Annotated in this window: 17 protein-coding genes; 7 read left to right on the plus strand and 10 right to left on the minus strand. The window is 34.3% G+C overall.

The genetic code is table 11. The annotated features are described in order from the left end of the window. The first annotated feature begins 105 nt into the window (after nucleotides 1-105). Both LZQ00_RS00305 and LZQ00_RS00310 read left to right on the plus strand, forming a co-directional pair. Entirely contained in the window at nucleotides 106-585 is a 480-nt protein-coding gene (locus LZQ00_RS00305) for a cation:proton antiporter regulatory subunit (protein ID WP_234510827.1), read from the plus strand. A gap of 23 nt (nucleotides 586-608) precedes the next feature. Then, nucleotides 609-1,850 (plus strand): cation:proton antiporter, encoded by a 1,242-nt coding sequence (locus tag LZQ00_RS00310; protein ID WP_234510829.1) that lies wholly within the window; start codon nucleotides 609-611, stop codon nucleotides 1,848-1,850. 33 nt (nucleotides 1,851-1,883) lie between these two features. Here LZQ00_RS00310 and LZQ00_RS00315 read toward each other — a convergent pair whose 3' ends face one another. Together LZQ00_RS00315 and LZQ00_RS00320 are read right to left on the minus strand one after the other, a co-directional pair. After that, entirely contained in the window at nucleotides 1,884-2,213 is a 330-nt protein-coding gene (locus tag LZQ00_RS00315) for a metal-sulfur cluster assembly factor (RefSeq protein WP_234510831.1), read from the minus strand. 1 nt (nucleotide 2,214) lies between these two features. Further along, on the minus strand, nucleotides 2,215-3,384 hold the full coding sequence (locus LZQ00_RS00320; RefSeq protein ID WP_234510833.1) for a glycosyltransferase: 1,170 nt from the start codon (nucleotides 3,382-3,384) through the stop codon (nucleotides 2,215-2,217). Nucleotides 3,385-3,510: 126 nt separating this feature from the next. Between LZQ00_RS00320 and LZQ00_RS00325 the strand changes: the two genes are divergently transcribed. Both LZQ00_RS00325 and LZQ00_RS00330 read left to right on the plus strand, forming a co-directional pair. Next, a complete protein-coding gene (locus tag LZQ00_RS00325; RefSeq protein ID WP_234510835.1) occupies nucleotides 3,511-4,479 on the plus strand; it encodes a polyprenyl synthetase family protein in 969 nt (322 codons plus the stop codon). 89 nt (nucleotides 4,480-4,568) lie between these two features. Continuing rightward, complete coding sequence (locus tag LZQ00_RS00330; protein WP_234510837.1) at nucleotides 4,569-5,345, plus strand: amidohydrolase; 777 nt, start codon at nucleotides 4,569-4,571, stop codon at nucleotides 5,343-5,345. Between the two features lie 4 nt (nucleotides 5,346-5,349). Here LZQ00_RS00330 and LZQ00_RS00335 read toward each other — a convergent pair whose 3' ends face one another. Further along, on the minus strand, nucleotides 5,350-5,730 hold the full coding sequence (locus LZQ00_RS00335; protein ID WP_234510839.1) for a hypothetical protein: 381 nt from the start codon (nucleotides 5,728-5,730) through the stop codon (nucleotides 5,350-5,352). A gap of 183 nt (nucleotides 5,731-5,913) precedes the next feature. Here LZQ00_RS00335 and LZQ00_RS00340 point away from each other — a divergent pair, with 183 nt between their 5' ends. Beyond that, complete coding sequence (locus LZQ00_RS00340; RefSeq protein ID WP_234514833.1) at nucleotides 5,914-6,360, plus strand: MarR family winged helix-turn-helix transcriptional regulator; 447 nt, start codon at nucleotides 5,914-5,916, stop codon at nucleotides 6,358-6,360. 34 nt (nucleotides 6,361-6,394) lie between these two features. Here the strand turns inward: LZQ00_RS00340 and LZQ00_RS00345 are convergent, their stop codons facing one another. The 4 genes from LZQ00_RS00345 to LZQ00_RS00360 form a co-directional block, all read right to left on the minus strand. Beyond that, on the minus strand, nucleotides 6,395-7,945 hold the full coding sequence (locus tag LZQ00_RS00345) for an FMN-binding glutamate synthase family protein (RefSeq protein WP_234510841.1): 1,551 nt from the start codon (nucleotides 7,943-7,945) through the stop codon (nucleotides 6,395-6,397). Between the two features lie 228 nt (nucleotides 7,946-8,173). After that, nucleotides 8,174-8,938: a Rossmann-like and DUF2520 domain-containing protein gene (locus tag LZQ00_RS00350; protein ID WP_234510843.1), complete on the minus strand. Its 765-nt coding sequence runs from the start codon at nucleotides 8,936-8,938 to the stop codon at nucleotides 8,174-8,176. Beyond that, nucleotides 8,938-11,409, minus strand: coding sequence for a heme lyase CcmF/NrfE family subunit (locus tag LZQ00_RS00355; protein ID WP_234510845.1), 2,472 nt, complete (start codon nucleotides 11,407-11,409; stop codon nucleotides 8,938-8,940). Before LZQ00_RS00355 ends, LZQ00_RS00350 begins: the two co-directional genes overlap by 1 nt. Nucleotides 11,410-11,430: 21 nt before the next feature. Further along, a complete protein-coding gene (locus LZQ00_RS00360) occupies nucleotides 11,431-11,841 on the minus strand; it encodes a cytochrome c maturation protein CcmE (protein WP_234510847.1) in 411 nt (136 codons plus the stop codon). Between the two features lie 211 nt (nucleotides 11,842-12,052). On the opposite strand from LZQ00_RS00360, the gene LZQ00_RS00365 reads away from it, so the two are divergent. Further along, complete coding sequence (locus tag LZQ00_RS00365; RefSeq protein WP_234510849.1) at nucleotides 12,053-13,000, plus strand: lipid A deacylase LpxR family protein; 948 nt, start codon at nucleotides 12,053-12,055, stop codon at nucleotides 12,998-13,000. On the opposite strand, the gene LZQ00_RS00370 is transcribed toward LZQ00_RS00365, so the two are convergent. Further along, nucleotides 12,989-14,239, minus strand: coding sequence for a dicarboxylate/amino acid:cation symporter (locus LZQ00_RS00370; RefSeq protein WP_234510851.1), 1,251 nt, complete (start codon nucleotides 14,237-14,239; stop codon nucleotides 12,989-12,991). The two genes, LZQ00_RS00365 and LZQ00_RS00370, sit on opposite strands and share 12 nt — an antisense overlap. A gap of 55 nt (nucleotides 14,240-14,294) precedes the next feature. Here LZQ00_RS00370 and mnmD point away from each other — a divergent pair, with 55 nt between their 5' ends. Beyond that, the gene (gene mnmD, locus LZQ00_RS00375) at nucleotides 14,295-14,960 is read left to right on the plus strand and encodes a tRNA (5-methylaminomethyl-2-thiouridine)(34)-methyltransferase MnmD (RefSeq protein ID WP_234510853.1); all 666 of its coding nucleotides are present in this window, start codon (nucleotides 14,295-14,297) and stop codon (nucleotides 14,958-14,960) included. Between the two features lie 560 nt (nucleotides 14,961-15,520). Here the strand turns inward: mnmD and LZQ00_RS00380 are convergent. Continuing rightward, nucleotides 15,521-16,018, minus strand: coding sequence for a peptidylprolyl isomerase (locus LZQ00_RS00380; RefSeq protein WP_234510855.1), 498 nt, complete (start codon nucleotides 16,016-16,018; stop codon nucleotides 15,521-15,523). A 30-nt stretch (nucleotides 16,019-16,048) separates the two neighbouring features. Next, on the minus strand, nucleotides 16,049-18,052 hold the full coding sequence (locus tag LZQ00_RS00385) for a thioredoxin domain-containing protein (protein ID WP_234510857.1): 2,004 nt from the start codon (nucleotides 18,050-18,052) through the stop codon (nucleotides 16,049-16,051). Between the last annotated feature and the right edge of the window lie 12 nt (nucleotides 18,053-18,064).

The raw sequence follows: 18,064 nt of genomic DNA on the forward strand, positions 1-18,064 counted from the left end.
ATAATTCTTATTTGACTGAATTTTTAGCTAAATTTGTAGTAGGCTGCTAAGTGTGCCTTTTACGTCAACTATTGAAAAATTAAGTTTTATCTAAAGTAAAAAAATATGTCTATTGTAAGAGAGTCGGATCTTATTGGTATAGGAAAGAAATACCAAATTGAAACTGAAGCTGGAGACAATATGGTCGTGGTGATACATGACGATGGTCGAAGAGAATTGTATCGTTATGATGAAGAGGAGAGTGAGTCTCGTTGTGTCATGACTTTAAGTGATGAGGAATCTAGGCAGGTTGCTGGAATTATTGGAGGGTTGTCTTATAAGCCTAAAGCTTTAGAGACAATGGAAGTTGCTTTAGATGATTTAAGGATTGAATGGTACAAAGTTGAAGGTAAAAGCGAAGGAGTCAATAAAACTATTGGCGAATTGGAAGTGCGTCAACGTACAGGAGCATCTATCATTGCTGGTATTCTAGGAGATAACACGGTGATTAATCCAGGTCCCGACTATGTCATTAGTTCAGGAACAACTTTAGTTATCGCAGGCAAGAAAAATAATATTAAATTATTAAAAGAAATACTGTTATAGAATTGTAAGCAAAAGAAATTTATATGCCATCACAGACACTTATTTTAGAAATTGGAATTGCTATTGGATTGGTTGCATTTGTTGGCTTAATTGCCAATAAGCTCAAATTTTCTGTCATTCCATTTTTTATATTAATAGGTATGGTGTTGGGTCAACATGCTCCACAAATCGGTCATATTGATCTTACATTTACAGAGAGCAAACCCTTCATTGATTTTATGGGGCGTTTGGGCGTTTTGTTTCTTTTGTTTTATTTAGGCCTTGAATTTTCTGTAGGTCGGTTAATCAAATCAGGTAAGGCAATCGTAACTGGTGGAACAATTTATGTCCTACTCAATTTCATTGCAGGTCTGTTGATTGGATGGATGATGGATCTTCCTTTTAAAGAGATGATGGTATTATGTGGTATTATGACGAGTTCTTCTACCGCTATCGTGGCTAAAGTATTGACAGATTTGAAGCGTACAGCTAATCCGGAGACTGAAGTGATCATGGGCATGATTATGTTTGATGATCTATTCATTGCTATGCATATTTCATTTCTTTCTGGATTGATTCTGACAGGAAGTAGTTCATTTTGGACCGTTGCTGGTACTTCATTACTTGCGTTGGGATTTATATTAACATTTTTAATTTTGGGAAGAAAATTGGTGCCTGCGATTGATAAGTTATTGCAGGTTAAATCATCTGAATTATTTATTCTACTCATCTTTGCTCTGTTATTTATAACAGCTGGTTTTTCGGAAACGATACATGTTGCAGAAGCAATTGGAGCTTTGATGGCGGGTTTAGTTTTAGCTGACTCTCAATATATCAAGAAAATAGAGGGGATGGTTTTGCCTTACAAAGACTTTTTCGGAGCGATGTTTTTCTTTAGTTTTGGGTTATCTATAGATGTTTTGTCTTTAGGAGGTGCAGTAATGTGGGCTTCTATAGCAGCAATCATTACCGTCTTTGGAAATTTAGCATCAGGTTACTTTGCTGCGAAATTCTCCGGAATGAAGAACAAAACAGCTTTTGATATTGGCTTTACCTTATCAGCAAGAGGAGAGTTCTCGATCATTATGGCAAACATTGGAAAAGCAGGTAACCTGTTACCTGTTATTCAATCATTCGTTGTTGTTTATGTATTGATTCTATCTATTGTATCACCACTTCTGACAAAAGAATCAAGAAATATTTGGACCAAACTCTTCGGGAAAGATGACATCAAACCCAAAGTAATCAAACGACTCAGTGATTTAGAATCTGGACAATCATTATAAAAAAAGCGAATTTATATTATAAGTTCGCTTTTTTTATAGAAAGCCTAATTCCAATTTTGCTTCTTCACTCATCATATCTTTTGTCCATGGCGGATCAAATGTTAACTCAACAAGAGCTTCCGTTACGCCAGGAAGCGCCGCAACTTTGCTTTGCACTTCGTCCATAATTTGACCTGCAACAGGACAACCCGGAGCAGTTAATGTCATTACGATTTTTGCAGTGCCATTTTCTTTTGTGATAATTTCATACACCAACCCTAAATCAACGATGTTCGCCGGTTTTAATTCTGGGTCATAGACTGTTTCTAGAGCCTCTTGGATGCTTGCTGCAATATTTAATTTATCTAGAATTATAATACTCATGTTATGATATTTTCTTTTTATCATGAATTGCTTCCTGATATATTTGTAATAATTGCTTTTTATTTTCTGTAGGTGTAAAATTACTAAAATAGAATTCTTTTGTTGTTTGTCTAATGTTAAATTTTTCTTGCTGACTATAGTTTTTCCAACAAGTCAACGTTGTTAACATACTTTCCACATGCTGTGGATTAAATAATAGACCTGTTCTGTTTGGAAGAATCAGTTCACTTAATGCTCCAATATCACTTCCTATAACAGGAGTACCAACAGAAAAAGCTTCTAAGATAGTCATTGGCATTCCTTCAAACCATAGCGATGGAACAATTAATGCTTCTGCCTTTTCTACTAAAGGGATAATATCTTCACGTGATTTGAAACCTAAATAGTGAATATTCGTATGTTGTTGTGCCGCATGCTGAACAGACTGCTTCAATTCACCGTCACCTATGATCAGGATTTTGTAATCCACTTTAGCAAATGCTTCTAACAAGTTTAATATTCCTTTTTCTTCTGTGAGTCTACCAATGTAAATAAAATAATCTTCAAAAGACAATGAAGACATGTCGATAGGAAAAGTAAAATTAGGTTTGATGACGAATTTATTTGGATCAATAGTTAAAGTAGAGCTTGTAAATAATTTTTTTGCAAAACTTGATAAGGTAATATAACGGTTGACGCTATTCCATGTTCCTATTTTGCGATGAAACCAATAGTTCAATGCTAAAATGAAGGTTTTGATAGTAGAATGATCCATGACTTTCTTTTTTACGGCTGTCCAAGGAAATTTTTCCTGAATGCTAGCTAAAAATAATTCGTGATCATGATACAGAATTGCTGAAGGGCAAATAAGGCGAAAATTGTGAAGCGTCATAACTAAAGGAATCCCCATATTATGAATAGATCTCAAAATAATAGGACCACTTGCATAATGCGTATTGTGGATATGGATGACCTCTGGTTTAAATTCTTTAATCGTATCCCTTACACGATATGCTGCCGCTAAATTCCAAAAAGAAAAAAGTGTTTGCAAAGCACCTTTCCATCCTTTTTTATTTTGAAAAGTTAAGGTTAAGACATCATTATCTATAGCAAGTAATTCACTCTCTTGCTGAAAAACAGTGTCTTCACCCCCTGGGTTCTGATAGAAAGTATGGATGATAAGAATGCGCATGAAAAGTCGCTTTTTTTACAAATGTACTATTTTGCATGAATTAAACCGTTTTCAATAGTACTTATCAAAAGATTGTTTTTATAATTCTTATCTTCGCGTATCATTAGGAGATGATGACTAAAGACTATGCAGCATTTACAGAAACTAATCTTTGACTCGATTCAAAACAGTCAATTTCCGAATCAACCTTCCAATTTGTATGATCCAATTCGTTACTTTTTAAGTCTGGGAGGGAAACGTATCAGACCTGCTTTAACTTTAATGGCTGCTGAAATGTTTGGGATTAAAGATATTACAGATGCTGTTCCTGCCGCAAAGTCTATTGAGTTTTTTCATAATTTCTCACTCATACATGATGATGTTATGGATAAAGCGCCATTGCGGAGAGGAAAGGAAACAGTTCATGAGAAATGGGATTTGAATGTTGCTATTCTTTCTGGTGATGGTTTATTAGTGAAAGCTTATGTCGAATTAGCAAACTGTCCACCTATCTATATCTCCGATTTGCTGAAAACGTTTAACCGAATAGCAATCGAAGTATGTGAAGGACAACAAATGGATATGGATTATGAGCAGGCAGATCATATTACCATGTTTCAATATATCGAAATGATCAGGTTGAAAACTTCTGTATTATTAGGCGGAGCATTACAGATGGGAGCTATATTAGCAAATGCTAGTCTTGAAGATCAAAAACTGATTTACGAGTTTGGTGAAAATATTGGAATAGCTTTTCAACTTCAAGATGATGTATTAGACGCATATGGTAATCCTGAAACCTTCGGTAAACAAATAGGTGGTGATATTTTGATCAACAAGAAGACCTATCTTTTAGTCAAATTAATGGAACTTATTGTAGAAGAAGACAAGCAGATTCTTCAAGAATTATTAAACGCTACAACAGCGAATAATCCGAATAAGTTGGAAGGTATATTAGATCTATATCGTAAATATGATGTTAAGATATTAGCAGATCAATTGAAAGATGATTTTACGCAAAAAGCATTTGAAAGATTATCTGCTCTTAGTATACCAAATGATAAAAAAGAAGCGTTAATAACATTGTCGAATCAACTACTCATTAGAGAGCAATAACAAATCTATATTTGTAAAATTGTCTTTATTTAATAAAAATTTCTTAATTTGTAGATCTAATTCATCATATACTTACGAAACAACTATAAATGGAACCGTTAAAAGTAACAATCTTTCAAGCATACCTTTTTTGGGAAAACGTTGATAAAAACTTGAGCAATCTTGCTCTTAAACTATCAAATCTGAGAGAAAAAACGGATCTCATTATCTTACCTGAAATGTTTAACACTGGATTCACAAATAATGTGGAGAAATGTGCCGAAACATCAGATGGAAAAACCATGCAATGGTTATTTCAAATGTCTCATGACTTAAATTGTGTTATTGCTGGATCTTTAATTATTACTGAAAACGGAAAGTATTTTAATCGGTTTGTGTGGATGTCTCCAGATGGAACCTATGTGAAATATGATAAACGTCATTTATTTGCGATGGCGAAAGAAAATGAATATTTTACCGCTGGATATGAACGTATTATAGTTAATATTAGAGGTTGGAAAATCTGTCCAATGGTTTGTTATGATTTAAGATTCCCAGTATGGTCTAGAAACGTAAATAGTGCTTATGATTTACTTGTTTACACGGCCAATTGGCCTGATAAGCGCTCTTCTCATTGGCGTACTTTAATTCCTGCTCGAGCGATTGAAAATCAAGCTTTTGTTATTGGGGTAAACCGTGTAGGACATGATGGAAATGATATTTATTATTCTGGAGGATCTATGTGTATCTCACCTTTAGGAGATGTGGTTTATTATAAACCTGAAGATGAAGACTTGTATACTTTTACCATTCACCCCAAAGATCTTCAAGAAGCCCGAGAAACTTTCCCATTTTTACAAGACGCAGATTCTTTTACAATAGAATAGTCGCTTATTGATAGGGTCTATCTAGTATGATAGACATAATAACTGCTTTTCTAAGGTCAAAATCATCAGCTATGCTTTTTTCTTGATCAGTATGCATCGATTTTGCTTTTTTACTTAAAGCTAAACGATGTTCTTCTCTCTCTTGTTTAAAACGTTGAATCTCATTCGTTTCTTTTATTTTTTCAGCATAAAAAGGTGGTGGAATATCTACATGATTCTTTTTGTTTTCTATTTTGGGTACAGGAGAAGTTCTTTGTACAGGACTAATAGGAGGCAAGATTGTTTTTTTTCTTTTTAGTGCAGCCTCTTGTTCCTTGATATAATTTTGGTAAGATTTATAACCAAAAATGGCTAATCCAATTAATAACGGTATTAACTTTTCCATATGATGAAGATAATAAAAATATCACATAAATTTTTGTTATACCATGTAAAGTTATATATTTATGAACATAATCTTATTTTAACCAAAGACTCATAGTTAATTTTATTATTTATACGAAGTAAATATCTTCTTTGGTTAAAAAAGGTTTCATATACTATAACCTAAAAAAAGACTTTGATTATTATGCTAAATGAAGATTTAATTGGAAAAGTAGAATTCTATGATTTTCTAACAGGTAAAGCAACTACGGCAATATCGCGTAGGATGCAGCGTAATTTAAAGGATGTGGGAATCAATATTACGGCTGAACAATGGAGTATTCTGTACAATTTATGGCAAGAAGAAGGACTGACACAACAAGAGTTAGCTACTCGAACTTTTAGAGACAAACCTAGCATTACGAGATTAATTAACAATTTGGAAAAATTAAATTTAGTGATTCGGGTAAATGATAAAGAAGATCGTAGGTCTAATTTGATTTATTTAACTAAGGCTGCTCGAAAACTGAAGGAAATGGGGATGCAGCAGGCGAATAAAACTATTGCAGAAGCTTTAGATGGCGTATGTTCTGAGTCTATTGATATGGCTCAATTAACTTTGCAGCAAGTGATTTGTAATTTAAGAAAATAAGAAAGGTCCTTTAATTTAAAGGACCTTTCTTATTTTAAAATACTCTAGCTTCAAAGTCTGTGTGACTTTCGATTAGCTTGCCTTCCCTTCCAAAATAAATTTCTTGAAAGCTTAGCGTATTGACAGCATCTACTTTTCGGAAGAATTTATCAGCATTAACATCTGCTAAGGTTTTAAAACCGCAAGCTTCCATGATTTCGACAGTAGCACGTAAAGTATTACGATGAAATTGAGCAACACGTACATATTTATCATTCACATCTAATCCTTTATATAAATGAGGTTGTTGTGTAGCAACTCCAACAGGACAAACATCTTCGTTACATTTGAGTGCTTGGATACATCCTAAAGCAAACATCATTCCCCTTGCGCTATAACAAGCATCTGCTCCAAGGGCAATTACTTTCAATAAGTCAAACCCAGTAACAATTCTACTCGATACTAATAATTTGATATGTCTTTTTAATCCAAATGCAATCAAGGTCTTGGTTACAAATGCTAAAGCATCATACAAAGGCATTCCTAAATTATCTGTAAATTCTAATGGCGCAGCACCCGTTCCCCCCTCAGATCCATCAATAGAAATAAAATCTGGAAATATTTGAGTAGTTTGCATCGCACGACAAATGTCTATAAACTCTTGCTTGTCACCGATACACATTTTAAATCCTACAGGTTTGAAATCACTCAATTCTTTCATTTTGTGAATAAATTCCATCATTTCAATTGGATTAGAAAATGCACTGTGTGCGGGCGGTGACATAACATCTGTACCAGGAATGACGTGACGAATTGCAGCAACCTCAGGTGTGTTTTTAGCAGCAGGAAGTATACCACCATGACCAGGCTTAGCTCCTTGAGATAATTTCAACTCAATCATTTTTACATTGGCGCGTGAAGTCTTCTCTCTATATAGCTCAGCATCAAATTTGCCATCATGTGTTCTACATCCAAAATATCCGGTACCTACTTGCCAAATTAAATCCCCCCCACTGTTGTGGTAATCGCTAATACCACCTTCTCCTGTATTGTGTGCAAAATTTTGTAATTGCGCTCCTTTATTTAAAGCTGTAATAGCTGTTTTACTTAAAGCGCCATAACTCATAGCTGAAATATTGAATACACTTAAGCTATAAGGATGTTTACAAGATTCGTTACCAACAGTGGTTCTTAAGTCATGACTCTCTATATGACAAGGAAAAACAGAATGAGCAGCCCATTCATTACCTACAGCTTGAGGATCTGTTTGCATACCAAATGCCACAGTTTCCCTTTGATTTTTGGCACGTTGATATACGATAGACCGTTGTCTTCTATTGAAAGGACGGCCATCTGTGTCAGACTCCCAGAAATATTGACGTAATTCTGGACGAATAGACTCAAAGAAATAACGGAAATATCCCACTAAAGGATAGTTCCTTAAGATAGCATGTTTGTGTTGGAAACTATGATATAGAGCAACAAATAAAAGAGGCATTGGTATAACAAGCAACCAAAACCATTGTGGAGTAAAAATAAGACCAAAGGAGATAATAATCAAATTGATTACGATCATGGTACCAAGAATTAATTTTCTAACGGTCATAATTTAAATAGTATTTTAGACTCTTATTTAATAAAAATTAGCTAATCGAGATTAATCATCTGTGATAAAATTATACAAGATAAATCCCTTATCTTTCAATATTTATATGTATTCAATTATTGAACCAATATTCAATTTTTTGTAGAGCAAAAGTACTAAGTTCCTTTTTCAAAAGAAAATTATTGGCAGGAATGAGATAGTTTTAAAAACTTACTAAGGAAATGATATTTAGTTTTTTCTTTTTACAATCTCTTGTGATAATAGTTGATAGATTTGTTTCCAATTCTCCTGATCACTGATAAAATCCAAATGCTTTTTTATCGTGATTTCGTCATTTCTTATTGCTGGGCCAGTTTGAACATCCTTTGGCAGCTTGGATTGGACTTTTAGAGCAGTTTCCAATATAATAGGACGAATCAAATCAAAAGGTAGATCGTTTTGAAATAAAAGATCATAACTGATTTGAAAGAGTGCGTTCGCAAAGTTATTTGAAAATACAGATGCGACATGAATGGCAAGCCTTTGATATGAAGTGCAAGCAATAGACTTAGGAGCTATTTCTTGTATAAGATTAAATAAGATATTAAAAGTTATCGAGTTGTCTCCCTCAATACAGAAGGGTATCAAACTAAAATCTGAATCTTGATTTTTGGAAATGGATTGAGGGGGATAAATGATACCATACCGTTTGAATTTATTTAATACTTGTATGTCAGTCGCTCCAGAGCAATGTATAACAATGCCATTCAAAGTGTCAGGAAGCTTTTCTATTATCGCTAATATAGCTTGATCACTAATCGCGATGATATATAAGTCAGCGTCTGGATTTATAGCGGAAATTTGATTAATTGCTTCTGCATTTACAACAAAGGCCAATGCTTGCGCATTGACCTTTTGTTGACTGAATATTTGTACTATTTTGTGACCTTTATTATAGAAGTTATGAGCAAAATGTGTTGCTATGTTCCCACTTCCTAAGATAACAATGTTCATTAGCTTTGCTTTTGATCTAATCGTTTTATTTCCTTATTTCTTTTAAAGATAGACATAAAGAATCCAATTGTCATGATAATTGTACCACACCAGAAAAAATTAATGTAAGGGAACTTAATCGCTTTGAATACAATCCATTTTTTCTCAGGTAATGGTTTTTGATAAACCATGATTTCCAATTTGTCTTTTTTAGGCAAGATGTTGGAAAAACGGAAACGTAATCCCTGATCATTGACATCTTTATTGAAATCATAAGAAGTACCATCTTTTATTAGGAAGACAGGCTCTACGTTATATTCTTTTTTATCAGAAGCTATGACTTTGATTTTCAAACCTACAATAACATCTTTTTCTCCTTTAGGGATATTTTCTAGATGCGCATTTTTATTGACACTTTCAATTACAAAAAAGCCATTACGATAACGAAGAGTATCTCCTACATTGACTTCATAAGTGGCAGGTTCTTCATAATCTTCAAAACCAGTCTTTTTATCTGCAGGAATATTTGCATTTTTGGCTTGTAAATCTGAAGCTGCTGCTGTAATTAACGTATAAATATCATGGGTAATGTAATGTTTGGTTGCAGGAGTACCAATCAGCCCACCCATTTTTGGGTTATTTTGAGCGAAAGGCATAAGAACAAATGAACTTTTAGCTTTTCCACTTTCCTCATCAATACTTTCATATTTGATTTTATAGAAAACATTTGGTTCAGCAACACTATCTCCTACATAAGTGATTCGGTATTCACCCATTTGGACAGGTTCTCCTTCGGTTAAGAATAGATTGTCGCCTGGTTTTTCCACTTTATCGAATCCAGATACAGCAATATAGCCAGTATTGTTGATCGAAATTACCTCATTAGTTGATGCTGCTATCATTGCACCAATTAACAATAAACCAAAACCAATATGCGCCACAGCTGAACCTGCCAATTTCCATTTTCCCTTTACAGCGCCAGCTAATACACGGATATTCGCTAATATGCAAAATATAGAAGAGAACGTAATTAAGATAAAAATTAAGTTGGTATATGTTTTCGTAATATACGAAACCGCAGCGGTCAATATAACGGCTACAATTAGTGATGCGATAGTAGAGGCAAAAAATTTCTTTGGATCAGTCTTCTTGTACTTTAAGAATTGTGTGATTGAAGTCAAAATCATAATAATAACAGCAAAGCCCGATTGCCATCTATTATAATGTTTAACTGGATCTAATGGAGGAGCAATCTTAGTTCCGAAGATGGCATTATAAACAGGAATAGAAGTTGATGCGATTATCTGAACACAAGCAACTGTTAACACCAATGCTCCAATAAATAACCAAAACTCTCGAGAATAGATATCTTCTTCTTTTTGAGTACTGGGCATATGTTTTTTACGAACCACCAGTAGAACAATGGTAATAACAAAAAATACCACATTGAACGCAATTAATTGGACATTTAATCCTAAATCAGTAAAAGCGTGTACAGATGTTTCGCCGAGAATACCACTTCTGGTTAAGTATGATGCATAGATTACCAATACAAAACTGATTAAAGCTAAAAATGTAGCAGTGAAGTAAGAATGCCCTGAATTTTTATTGGCAATCATTACGTGAACAGCTGCAATCAAAGTAAACCAAGGAATAATAGATGCATTTTCAACAGGATCCCATGCCCAAAATCCACCAAAGTTAAGTGCTTCATACGCCCAAAATGAGCCCATGATGATACCAGCTCCCAATACCATTACAGCAAAAAGTGCCCATGGTAATCCTAGTGTTATCCATTCTTTATAGCGTTTTGTCCATAAACCTGCTGCAGCATAAGCAAAGGGAACCACCATGGATGCAAATCCTAAAAATAGGGTCGGGGGATGAATCACCATCCAATAATTTTGTAATAAAGGATTTAATCCATTTCCATCAGGAATTAAAGATAAGTAGTCGGGTTTACTAAATATTGGCGCCTGGATAGCATCTCTCAGTAAAATAAAAGGAGAGCTACCAAAATGAAATCCAAAAATTTGAACCCCAACGATCATTGATGCTAAAAAGACCTGACACAACATGATGAAGGTCATGACAGGGCTTTCCCAATCTTTTGCTTTAAAAAATAAAACCGACCCCAACACACTTTGCCAAAACATCCATAACAAAAAGCTACCCTCTTGGCCTTCCCAGAAACTGGAAATGATATAATGTGTAGGTAATGCTTTTGAACTATGCGCCCAAGCATAGTGATATTCAAATAAATGATTGTGTATAATGTAGAATAAAATTACGCCGATAGCTATAATTGAAATGGTATTTATCCAAAAAGCAATTCGGGCAATTATTAACCAAGACTTATCTTCTTTATTTTTATTGACAGTAGCAAAATAATAACTTATAAAAGATAATAATGCTGTTCCGAATGAAAGAATAACAAAAAACTGTCCTATTTTTCCAGGTAATAGGTTTTCACCTACGAAGTTTACATCCATTTATTTGGTGATTTTATATTTTTAGTTATTGAATGCAGTAGCGTTAGTTTCAATAACCTCTACCTGATCTTGATTATATTTTGAAGGACATTTCATCAAAATCTTTGTCGCGTGGAAAACATTTCCATCCATTTTTCCTGTTAATACAATTTGTTCAGAACGTTCAATATCTTGTGGCTTTGAACCATTAAAAACAATTTGACATTCCGTACTATCGTTGTCATACATGAAAAATGAAAAATGATTAGCATTCGTTTTTGGATCATAATGCAAAGCTTTTTGTTTATTTAATACACCGACCACATACAGTTCAGTCTTTTTTTCCTTCGCTTCAGTAAAAGTTGAGTAGGTACTTGAATCTGTATATATGACAAGAATCATAGCAATTGCAACAGCAATGATAACGATTAGAATAATGGAACTTTTTTTCATTTTTTGACTTTTAACACTTTATCGAATACAAAATTACAAATAGATTGGCGAAGTAACTAAATTTGCAACTTTTGTTCTTTATTTGTAATCTTTCTAAATAAATAATTGTTGCTTGCAAAATAGCTTCGTGATTTCTTCGCTAATCCATTAAATCTGAATTAATATCTGTAATTTAGTTTACATCTTAATTTTTTACAACCAATTGAATGGAATGAAAATATTTGTGTATGGTATTACCACTATATTTTTGACTGTTTTTATTGTCCAATCTGTTCGTTCACAGACAAAAGTTTCTAATCATGAGATTGTTCTTCAAAATGATAATGATGTTTATCTATTTACAGCCCAAGATCGATATTATACAAATGGTATCAATATCAACTACCGGATAGGGTTAAAATTGGATACTACGAAAGTGAAAAATCGTATACTGGATATCGAATTTGGCCAAAAGATGTATAATGGGGTAGATCTAAAGCTGGATCAAAAAATTAAATGGGATAGACCCTTTGCTGGCTATTTATATGTATCAGGCGAATTCAATCAATATCATAAAAATGATCAGGTATGGAGTTTGAAAGTCGAACTTGGACAGGTCGGTCCTCTTGCACAAGGAGAAAAAGTTCAGGAAGTTATACATGATATTTTTAACATGTATCATGTGTCAGGTTGGAAAGACCAGATTTCAAATGAATTAGGTGTAGATGTGGGTATCAAGTATCAAAAACTATTTTATAGATCAAAGAATAAGAATTTTGAAATCTCTGCTATTGGATCAGCTACCTTAGGAATGAATCATACAAATACAGGGTTTAGTGTACCTATTCGATGGGGGTATCTACGCTCTTTTGATCAATCTGTTTTTACTAAAGGGCATGTCAATAGTCAATCAAACAGTAAAGAATTATTTCTTTATTATACACCCTCAGTTAATTTTCATCTCTATAATGCTACTCTACAAGGTGGTTTAGGAAAACGTGATCCCATAAAAGAGCTATATCAGATCGAAAATGTAATTGTCAATCATAAAATTGGATGTATGGTAGCAAACAAAAAATCTTCATTTGGATTATCTTATATTTTTCAATCAACAGAAGAACGCAAGATGCTTTATAAGACACATCAATATGGTAGTATTTTTTATGGATTAAGATTCTAGCGAGTTATCGATCGATTTATCGAATGTATTACCTGTGAATTTAGAGACTAACATACTTGCTACTGTATCACCTGTAGCATTCAACATGGTCGCTAAGGGGTCAACGAGCGTGCCAATAATCATGACTGCTGGTACAGCCTCAATGGGTAATCCGAGTACAGATATCATTAACATCTCTCCTATATATCCTCCATTCGGAATTCCTCCTGCAACTATACTCGCTAATAAAGTAATACCCAGTGAAATAATTAGCGTAGATGGATCAAAAAAATCACGACCAATGAGTAAGAAAGCAACATAAATTTTGAAGATAGAAGAAATACTAGACCCCTGCTTATGGAGGGTTGTTCCTAGTGGAATCACTACATTCGCAATTGGATCAGGAATGCCAATCTTTTTTGCAGCAAGTAGATTGGCGGGCATTGTGGCCAAGCTACTGCAGGTTCCAAGAGCTGTAAGCGAAGGCAGAATATTATTTCTCCAATAACTCGTAACCCCATGTTTCCCAGCTGAAATAAATGCAAACAGACTGAAAGCCAAAAAGAAATAGATGGTGCCAAATGCATAGTATAGACCTAAAGGTTTGGCATAGAATCCAAAAAGCTGGGGGCCAAGATCACTTACCTGGTAGGCGAAGTAAGCCCCTAGTCCAACAGGTGCTAATTTCATAATTAAAATAAGCAGATTTTTCATGACTTCATTTCCTCCATTTAAAAAGGAAAGAAATGGCTGAGCAACAGCACTAGATTTTCGAGTAGCAATACCTACCAAAAAAGAAAATATGACAAGGGCTAACATATTTTGTCTTGATAGTAAATTTGAAAATTCAGTAACAGTGATAAATCGAACCATTTTATCTCCCCAAGTGTCTTTGGGATTATTTTCTAATGCTTCATGTACCTGAGGGATATGCGGAGGGTCTAATGGAAAAAGATAAAGAATACCTATTGTCATGCAAGCTGCTATGAGAACTCCCATAATGAATACGACAGACATCGTTCCAATGATCTTTCCTAGTTGATTGTTTCCTTCAATATTGGCAACCGACGATGATATGGCAAAGAAAACCAAAGGAATAACAGATACAAATAGTAGGTTGAGGAAAACATCCCCTATAGGTTTTATATATTGAACAATATCAGGTAAATAAATACCTAAAATACTTCCGAATACGATACCTAGAAGAAGTAATAGGATACTTCCATAATTTTTGAAAAATATATTGGTTGAATACGCCATTGTAATCGCTAAAATAGCTGTTTTTTATTTTATTTTTGTCTAAAATATTCGTGAAATGGAATTTATTATGACTAGGGATGGTTCAAAAACGTTGTTTAATGAACAAATAGGAGAATGTTATCACTCCAAACATGGAGCTGTTCAGGAGAGCAAGCATGTTTTTATCAAGATGGGATTAGATCATTTCTTTCACCAATATGATCAAGATGAAATTGCTATTTTGGAAATAGGCTTTGGTACAGGCTTAAACTTTATTCAAACTTTAGCCTATACTAATGATCAGAAAATACAGATTGATTATCTCGGAATAGAAGGATTCCCTTTATCATTGGAAACGGTCCAAAAAACCGGATATGATGATTTTATCTCTAGAGACAATTGGAATGATTACATCTCAAATTATCAACAGGCATTCAAAGAAGATACTTCTATCAATGCAAAAGTAAAATTGCATATCGATCATACGTTATTGATGGATTTTGATAGTGACAAAAGATTTGATATTGTATATTTTGATGCGTTTGCAACTATTCATCAACCGGAGATGTGGTCTGATGAAGCTTTAGCACATGTTGCTAAATTTATGAAATCAGGGGCTGTATTTGTAACCTATGCGATTACAGGAAATTTAAAAAGGAGTATGAAGGCCTTAGGTTTTCAGATAGAAAAAGTTCCAGGAGCACCAGGGAAAAGGGAAATGCTGCGGGCAACTAAAATTTAAACTTATCATTGTATTTTGTTCCCAGATAGGGGTAAAGCAGTGCATAAGCAGGGATTAAGCGTTGTAAAAGCGTGTCAAAGACGTTTCTTCGAGAAGAACCATCATTGAATATGCTTGACACAAATAGTTGACAGGTTAAACATATTGCATTCATACCCATATACCCAGATGGCTATCTGTGATACGCATAAAAGAGGGATATAGGGTTACCACTGACCAACTATTATTTAAATAGGATTAGGAGATATTTTAAAACTGACCTGATTCAACTTAGGGTGAGCTTAGACTCTTGTCGACTTAATTTTTGAAAATATATTGAATATATATTGCACGTTGGACAAGGCACAACGGGAGATATATCGTAGTACAAACGAAGTAGTACCGAATATTGTTGGCACTTGTACGGACTTTCATGGACTTAGAAGGACTTTGGTTTGTAGAAGACCGCTGGAGGGCAATAATTTTTTATCTGTAGCTACAGGATTGTAGAAAGCAATTTTATTGAAAATAAAAAAGGACGCAGTCATAAAACTGCGTCCTTTTGTTAATTATAATCAATATTAGTGACCTTGTGTTCCATCAACACCATGAGAGTGACCATGGGATAACTCTTCTTCTGTTGCAGGACGAACATTTAAGATTTCAATTTCGAAATGCAATGGTTTTCCTGCCATTGGGTGGTTTAAATCTGCAACAACGGCTTCTGGAGTTACCTCTACTACTACAGCGCGGAATTGATTACCTTGATTATCTTGTAAAGGGATAACTTCACCTATAGGAGGTAAGCCTGTTTCTTTAAACATATCAGCAGGTAATTGAGCAACAGCGCGCTCATCTTTTTCGCCATATGCATCTGCTGCAGATAATTCAAATGCAGTAGTTTCACCGACATTTAAATGAGCGATATTTTCTTCAAACTTAGGTAGCATCATGCCAACACCATATAAAAAGTCTAAAGGATTTTCTTTTGTTGTTTCTTCTACGAATACTTTCTCTCCGTTTTCGATTGTGTGAAGTTTGTAAGTTAACGCTACTACGTCATTCGTTACTATTGCCATTTGTTTTGATTTTTGGGATTTGTCCCGTTATTATTCTATTATTTTAATAAGTTCTGCAATCGTATTCTGTGGCAGACTACATGTTTTATTTCGACAAAGGTATGCTTTTGATTTTAAATCTTGTCTATTTAATAACAACGGTAGACTGCTCTTAGTTCCACCTAATACAATTTTATTTGGTATATAATGTTGGTCCAATTCCTTTCGAAATGCCAATGCATCTTTACCTGTCAATGCGATTTCATTACATCCATATAATTCTTCTAACAATAATATTGCCCAATTTGAATAAGCAGAACCATATGTCTTCATTTGTGGAAATACATTTGCAAATATTTGATCTGAAATCGTTGTATAGCTTTCATTATCAAGAAGTAATCCTATTTTTTTTAACTGGCGACATAACGTTGAAGTAGATGACGGAATGACATTATCCATGATTTCACTTTTACGGGCAATTAATTTCTCTGCAGTTGATGCACTATAAAAGAAAGTCTTTTCTTCGCTATCGTAAAACAATTCGATTGCTTTATCCGTTAGGGCTTTTGCCCTGGATAACCATTTTTCTTCAAACGTAGCTTCGTACAATGTGATAAATGCTTCTATTGTAAAAGCATAATCATCTAAAAAACCTGGAATACTGCGATTCGTATCTCGCGGTTGATGAAGCATACTGTTGTCTTCTAAAACTAATTGCTCTCGTATAAAATCGGCATTTTTTAAAGCTAAATCTAAATATTCTTGTTTGTCAAAAACACGATAAGCATCAATAAGCCCTTTTAAAAGAAGCGCATTCCATGTCGTCAATTGTTTATGATCAAGACCTGGATGAATACGCTTTTCTCTGTAATCAAATAGCTTTTTCTTGATGGATTGCAGGTACATTTCCCATTCTTCATCCTGATAACCAGCTTCCTTTGCCATGTCATCAGCATCAATAGCACATTTTAAAACATTGGTATTTTCATGTTCCCAATTGCCCGATGCCGTTATATTGAAATAAGAAATAAATAAATCAGCATCATCACCTAAAACCGATTGAATTTCGGATAGATCAAAGGAGTAAAATTTACCTTCTACACCTTCACTATCAGCATCTAATGCAGAATAGAATCCATTATTTGGAGCAAGCATTTCACGTTTTGCCCATGCGATTGTTTCTTCCACAACTCGTTTGTATAATGGATTTGCCTGTTGCTGATAAGCTTCAGCATAAAGAGAAATGAGTTGTCCATTATCATATAACATTTTTTCAAAATGTGGAATATGCCATTCGCTATCGACAGAATAACGGGCAAATCCACCTCCGACATGGTCATAAATGCCTCCAGAAGCTATTTTTTGTAAACTAAAGTGTACATGGTTTAATATTTCGATATCTTGAGCAAGTACAGCATAGCGAAGTAAAAAAAGCCAATTATTCGGTAATGGAAATTTTGGACTTCGATGATATCCGCCATCTTTTTGATCAAACAGCTCCTTCCAAGGTTCTACGATATCGGATAAATCTGTAATATGATATTGATCTGGAATTGTATTTATTGGTAATCGCTCGCTTTGTTGAATACCTCTTGTCAATTTGTCAGCATATTCTAACGTAACTTGGGGTTGCTCTTCCCACATACGAGCAATTTGGATTAACACATTTTGCCAATCATGCGCTTTAAAGTACGTACCTCCATAGATAGGTCTTCCGTCTGGTAGACAGATACAGTTTAATGGCCAGCCTCCAGCATTTGTCATCAATTGAACAGCAGTCATGTATACTTGGTCGATATCAGGCCTTTCTTCCCGATCAATTTTAATCGGAACGTACAGCTTGTTCATCGTTTGAGCGATCACCTCATTCTCAAAACTCTCTCGTTCCATAACATGACACCAGTGACAGGCAGAATAACCAATACTGACAATGATGAGTTTATTCTCCTCTTGAGCTTTTTTTAATGCTTCTTCTCCCCATGGCATCCAATGTACAGGATTATGTGCATGTTGTTTCAGATAAGGAGAATTTTCAAATTGCAATTGATTTGCCATAACCACTAAGAT

The organism is Sphingobacterium sp. SRCM116780, assembly GCF_021442025.1.
GTDB lineage: Bacteria > Bacteroidota > Bacteroidia > Sphingobacteriales > Sphingobacteriaceae > Sphingobacterium.